The sequence below is a fragment of the Aeromonas sp. R5-1 genome (assembly GCF_040908265.1).
In the GTDB taxonomy this organism is placed as follows: domain Bacteria; phylum Pseudomonadota; class Gammaproteobacteria; order Enterobacterales; family Aeromonadaceae; genus Aeromonas; species Aeromonas caviae.
This window is the reverse complement of the sequence record NZ_JBFODJ010000088.1, coordinates 1-5,180: the sequence shown is the minus strand read 5'-3', so window position 1 is coordinate 5,180 and position 5,180 is coordinate 1. Positions and strand designations below refer to the sequence as shown.

The window sequence follows — 5,180 nt, the reverse complement described above, 5'->3', positions numbered from 1 at the left end:
AAAGTGATAAAGCGTATGGCATATGGATTTAGGGACTCAGAATACTTTTTTCTGAAAATCAAGGCGGCCTTCCCCGGAAAGCCGCGATGAACCAAATTTTTCCCTGTGACTATGGTTTTCATAAAAAGTTCCAAGTTTTTTCATTGCGGATTCGAAAACCCGGTGATAGTCTCGGCGGCATAGTGATGCAAAGAACATCGCTAACACAGCGAATAACAAGGACTTAGTGTTTAATTACAGTAGGCATTGGAAACTATGAAAAAGACAATTCTGGCTATTGCTATCCCGGCTCTGTTCGCATCCGCAGCCAACGCTGCTGTCGTTTACGACAAAGACGGCACCTCTTTTGATATCTACGGCCGTGTTCAGGCTAACTACTACGGTGACAGTGATAACCCCAATCCTCTCACTCAAGCTGATACACAGGGTGATGCAGAGCTGATCGGTACCTCCCGTCTGGGTTGGTCCGGTAAAGTTGCGCTGAACAACACCTGGTCCGCTATCGCCAAGACCGAGTGGCAAGTAGCTGCCGAAAACTCTGACGACTCCAAATTTAAGTCTCGTCATATCTATGCTGGTTTTGATGGCACCCAGTACGGCAAGATCATCTTCGGCCAGACCGACACCGCGTTCTACGACGTGCTGGAAGCAACCGATATCTTCAACGAGTGGGGCAGCTACGGTAACTTCTACGACGGTCGTCAAGAAGGCCAGATCATCTACTCCAACAGCTTCGGTGGCTTCAAGGGCAAACTGTCCTACCAGACCAATGACAATGAAGCCGTCAAAGTGGCTGATGTTGGTGGTAACTCCTTCACTACCGAATTCCCTGGCATCAAGCGCAACTACGGTTACGCAGCTGCCGCCGGTTACGACTTTGACTTCGGTCTGGGCCTGAACGCCGGTTATGCTTACTCCGACCTCGAGAGCACCACCAATACCAACACTGGTGAGAAGTCCGAGTGGGCTCTGGGCGCACACTACGCCATCAACGGCTTCTACTTCGCTGGTGTTTACACCGAAGGCGATCTGAAGAACGACACCACTGGCTACAAGGGTGAAGGTCGTGGCTACGAGCTGGCTGCTTCCTATAACGTTGATGCCTGGACCTTCCTGGCTGGTTACAACTTCAAGGAAGGCAAGGACAACACTGCTGGTTCTTCCTACGAAGACATGGTTGACGAAACCCTGCTGGGCGTACAGTACGCTTTCACTTCCAAGCTGAAAGCCTACACCGAGTACAAAATCCAGGGTATCGACAAGATGGACGACGAGTTCACTGTTGCCCTGCAATACAACTTCTAATCTAGCCTCTGCGCTGATTTAGTTGATGAACGGCCAAGCTTGCTTGGCCGTTCTGTTTTTTGGCCCCTTCACTACTTTTCGTCCTCTGGCCCTGCGCCATATCACGTTGTCTTCCTTGCCCCCTTGGTTCTCCTCTGGTAAATCGCTAGATTATTCAATTTGTTGAAGCAGATTGGCCGACAGGGAAGGATGCCTTTGATCGATTTCACCCACCCCGAGTGGCGCACGCTGGCACAGCAGTTGCTGAGCGGCGGCCCCCAGGCTGTTCGCGGTCGTCAATGGCAGCCGCTCATCGGCATGCTTCGGGACAACCAGTTGCTGCTGGCCCTTGGCAATCACCACTATGAGCTCACCCCTGCCGGGCACCGCTATCTGACCCGGGAGCTGATGCTGGCGAAGATGGCCAGTGCCCCGCCGGAACCCGAGGAGTGGCTACAATCCCACGGCTGGCAACTGGGGGAGAGGGTCAACGAGCGGGTGCTGGCGGCCCTGTATCGCAAGGGGGAGGGTCATTTCAGCCCCATCGAGCAGATCGACTTCGAAGACAAGGGGATCCGGCTTTGCACTGATCTGCCCCTTCGTCTGCGGGCCGCACGGCCGTTCAGCCTGTTTCTCAGCGGCGGCACCCTGCTGGATGCCGCCCCCTGGCTCCAGACCCTGGGGGAGGTGGCGCTGCCAGCCCGCACCCTGGCGCAGCTTGGCAAGATCCTCTGGGGAGAGGGGGAGATACAGCGGGTGATCACAACCGATGCCGTCGGCGCTTTCGCCGAGTTGCCACTGCCCGCCGACGCCCTGCTGGTCTGGTATCCTGCCGAGGATCCCGGCACGCTGGAGCCCCTGATCGCTGCCTTGCCGCCCCAGACCCTCTGGAGCCACCTCACCGCCCTGGATCCGGCCGGGGTCGACAGAGTACTGGCATTGGCCCAGCGGTTGGGGAGACCGGCGAGCTGGTGGTTGCCCCGGGATCTGGTGCCCATCAAGGCGGCTTACGGGGCTCCCCTGGGGGATGGTCGGCCCTGGGAGCCGAGCCGTATCCCCCGTGCGCTGCTGGCGCAGTGCAATGATCTGGTGGAGTCGAATCGGGGTCTGTCGGTCGAGGTGTGTGCCCTGGCACCGGATTGGCACGGGATTGGTTGAGGCGGCGCCGAGAAAGCGGTTTTCCCCTATGGAAGGCAGTGGTATAAAGAGCTGACGAAGCGCTCCCTGGACGGGCGCTTTTGTTTGCCAACCTACTTTGCCAGCCAACGAACTCAACGGACTACAGGGAATACCATGTTTGAAAAGGTTGTTGCCGCCCCAGCGGATCCGATCCTGGGCCTGACCGAAGCCTTCCGTGCCGACACTCGCAGCCACAAGATCAATCTGGGGGTCGGTATTTACAAGGATGAGACCGGTGCCACTCCTATCCTTCACTGCGTCAAGCAAGCCGAGCAGAAGCTCTTGACCGACGAGAAGACCAAGAACTACCTCGGTATCGAAGGCAATATCGAATACGGCCGCATCGTGCAGCAACTGCTGTTCGGCCGTGATGCCGCCCTAGTGACCAGCGGCCGCGCCAAGACGGCGCAGGCGCCGGGCGGTACCGGTGCCCTGCGTATCGCCGCCGAGTTCGTGGTACGCAACAATCTCGCCAAGACCATCTGGATCTCCGATCCCACCTGGGCGAACCACGTCAGCGTGTTCCAGGCGGCCGGTTTGACCGTCAAGTGGTACAAGTACTACGACGCCGCCACCAAGGGACTCGACTTTGCCGCCATGCAGGCCTCGCTGTCTGACGCGCAGGCGGGGGATCTGGTGCTGCTGCACGGCTGCTGCCACAACCCGACCGGTATCGACCCCACTGCCGAACAGTGGCGCGCACTGGCCAGGCAGAGTGCTGCCGCCGGCTGGTTGCCGCTGTTTGACTTTGCCTATCAAGGCTTCGCCCGGGGCATCGAAGAGGATGCCGAAGGCCTTCGCATCTTCGCCGAGTGCCACGACGAGCTGCTGGTGGCGAGCTCCTTCTCCAAGAACTTCGGCCTCTACAACGAGCGGGTCGGCGCCTTCACCCTGGTCTGCGCGACCAAGGCGGTGGCCGACGTCGCCTTCACCCAGGTGAAGACCGTCATTCGTGCCAACTACTCCAACCCGCCGTCACACGGCGCTGCCGTTGTCACCACCGTGGTGAGCGACCCGGCCCTCTATGCGGAGTGGGTGGAAGAAGTGGCCGCCATGCGGGTGCGCATTCGCGAGATGCGCGAGCTGCTGGTGGAGAAGCTGGCCGAGCGGGGGGTGAACCAGGATTTCAGTTTCATCCGCGAACAGAACGGCATGTTCTCCTTCTCCGGTCTCTCCAAGGATCAGGTGGAGCGCCTCAAGAGCGAATTCGCCATCTATATCGTCGGCTCCGGCCGGATCAGCGTGGCAGGCATCACCCGCGCCAACATTGATCCCCTCTGCGACGCCATCGCCAAGGTGTTGTAAGAGAGAAGCATCTGCGCCAAGCGCCTTGCTTCAGCCATAAAAAGCCCGCCGTATCGGCGCAATGCTGTTCACTTAAGCGGAGCCGCATTGCGATTTACCGGAAAACGGGTCTTTGATATCTTCACCGCCCTGGGTCTCGATGGCCTGGGGCGTTTTTCTATGAACATGACGCCTATGCAGCCCCGCAACTCCGCCAACCTCCGTGGCGTATGGGCTGGCGATAACGCGCCCGCCATCACTGCCATCTGGTTCGCGATGAACTGACAGGCAAACTTAAAGCTCACCTCATTGGGCGCTCGCTGATGGGCTACGGCGGCCTGGCTGGCCTCCCGCCTGACCAGATTGTATCCAAGCAGCAATCCCCACAGCTCCTGATAGACCAAGTCCACTTTCTTGCTTCTCAGCGTGATGGCGTTGTGCTGCATCGCGCTTTTGATATCCCGGTATCCCAGCTCGATTTCCCAGCGCTCGTGGTACAGGGTCGCCACCTGAGCTGCGCTGAATCGCGCCACGGGCAGGGAGGTAAAGACCGTTTTCTCCTTGCCTGCCACCTCATAGGTCACTGCGCGAACTTGCCAGTGTGTCGGCAACGCCGGGTTTTTCTTGCGAGCCTGAGGCGAGACCGTCATTTGCAACAGACGGTCACCGTCGCCATAGCGCTCAAGTTCCGTGTATACCAGCCCGTTGCGTTCCGGGATGAGCCAGTGACGGTCGGTGTCTTCGGCCTGAATACGCAGCAACAGGTCGGCACCGAAGAAGCCTTTATCCAGCAGGGTCACTGACTTGTCCGGCAATGAGTGAATGAACTCGCTGGCCAGGGGGATTTCCCCTTTGCGGTACGGGCTGATGGCCGCGTTGGCAATGACATGCGAGCGGACATTCATGAGCGTGACCAACCGCAGCATCGGGTAGGGTGTCTGCCGGTTGGTTGAGGTGTTACCCGAGCCGAAATGTGCTCTGAGTTCAGGCATATCCTGGGTTCGGAACAGGGCCCCATCGATGGCAAAGACCTGTAAACCGTGCCAATGGTCTTCAGGATAACGTTCCCGCCCCCACACATCGGCGCACTGTTTGAACAGCCACTCGAGCGGCTGTTTGCCGAGTCGCTGACGGGCCTGAGACAGGGCACTGTCCGCGAGCAAGGCATCATTGGCCAACCCTTCTGCACAGATGTTGAGGCGCCGAGCGACCTCGGAGATAGGCTCATTGCGGAAAAAGGCCATCCCCACGACGAGCCACAAGACCATATCAGAAGGTAAGCGGCGTCGGCGGATAGTGGCCTTTTCAGACAAGGCGGCAGCGGCAGTAATCCATTCGTCGGGAATATGGTCGGCAAAAATGGCCAGCCGAGCCAGCATGTCGCCAGATGCCTCAACAACATCGTTCAGATCGTTTGCAATAGACATAAAAAA

General features: G+C 58.3%; 4 protein-coding genes. 3 read left to right on the top strand and 1 reads right to left on the bottom strand.

The genetic code is table 11. The features are described from left to right. Positions 1-255 precede the first annotated feature (255 nt). From omp38 to AB5Y64_RS12175, 3 genes are all read left to right on the top strand, one after another. Positions 256-1,305: a porin Omp38 gene (gene omp38 / locus AB5Y64_RS12185; RefSeq protein WP_043153864.1), complete on the top strand. Its 1,050-nt coding sequence runs from the start codon at positions 256-258 to the stop codon at positions 1,303-1,305. A 195-nt stretch (positions 1,306-1,500) separates the two neighbouring features. Beyond that, complete coding sequence (locus AB5Y64_RS12180; protein ID WP_049636850.1) at positions 1,501-2,442, top strand: hypothetical protein; 942 nt, start codon at positions 1,501-1,503, stop codon at positions 2,440-2,442. Positions 2,443-2,577: 135 nt separating this feature from the next. Then, positions 2,578-3,768 carry an amino acid aminotransferase gene (locus AB5Y64_RS12175; protein ID WP_049636851.1) on the top strand — a complete coding sequence of 397 codons (1,191 nt, stop codon included), beginning with the start codon at positions 2,578-2,580 and terminating at the stop codon, positions 3,766-3,768. Positions 3,769-3,836: 68 nt separating this feature from the next. Here AB5Y64_RS12175 and AB5Y64_RS12170 read toward each other — a convergent pair whose 3' ends face one another. Further along, positions 3,837-5,174 carry an IS4-like element ISAeme15 family transposase gene (locus tag AB5Y64_RS12170; protein WP_102948249.1) on the bottom strand — a complete coding sequence of 446 codons (1,338 nt, stop codon included), beginning with the start codon at positions 5,172-5,174 and terminating at the stop codon, positions 3,837-3,839. Positions 5,175-5,180 lie beyond the last annotated feature (6 nt).

What these genes read in the sequence shown, in the direction of transcription:
- omp38 (WP_043153864.1), top strand. Translation starts at nt 256, where the DNA reads ATGAAAAAGACAATTCTGGCTATTGCTATCCCGGCTCTGTTCGCATCC.
- AB5Y64_RS12175 (WP_049636851.1), top strand. Translation starts at nt 2,578, where the DNA reads ATGTTTGAAAAGGTTGTTGCCGCCCCAGCGGATCCGATCCTGGGCCTG.
- AB5Y64_RS12170 (WP_102948249.1), bottom strand. Translation starts at nt 5,174, where the DNA reads ATGTCTATTGCAAACGATCTGAACGATGTTGTTGAGGCATCTGGCGAC.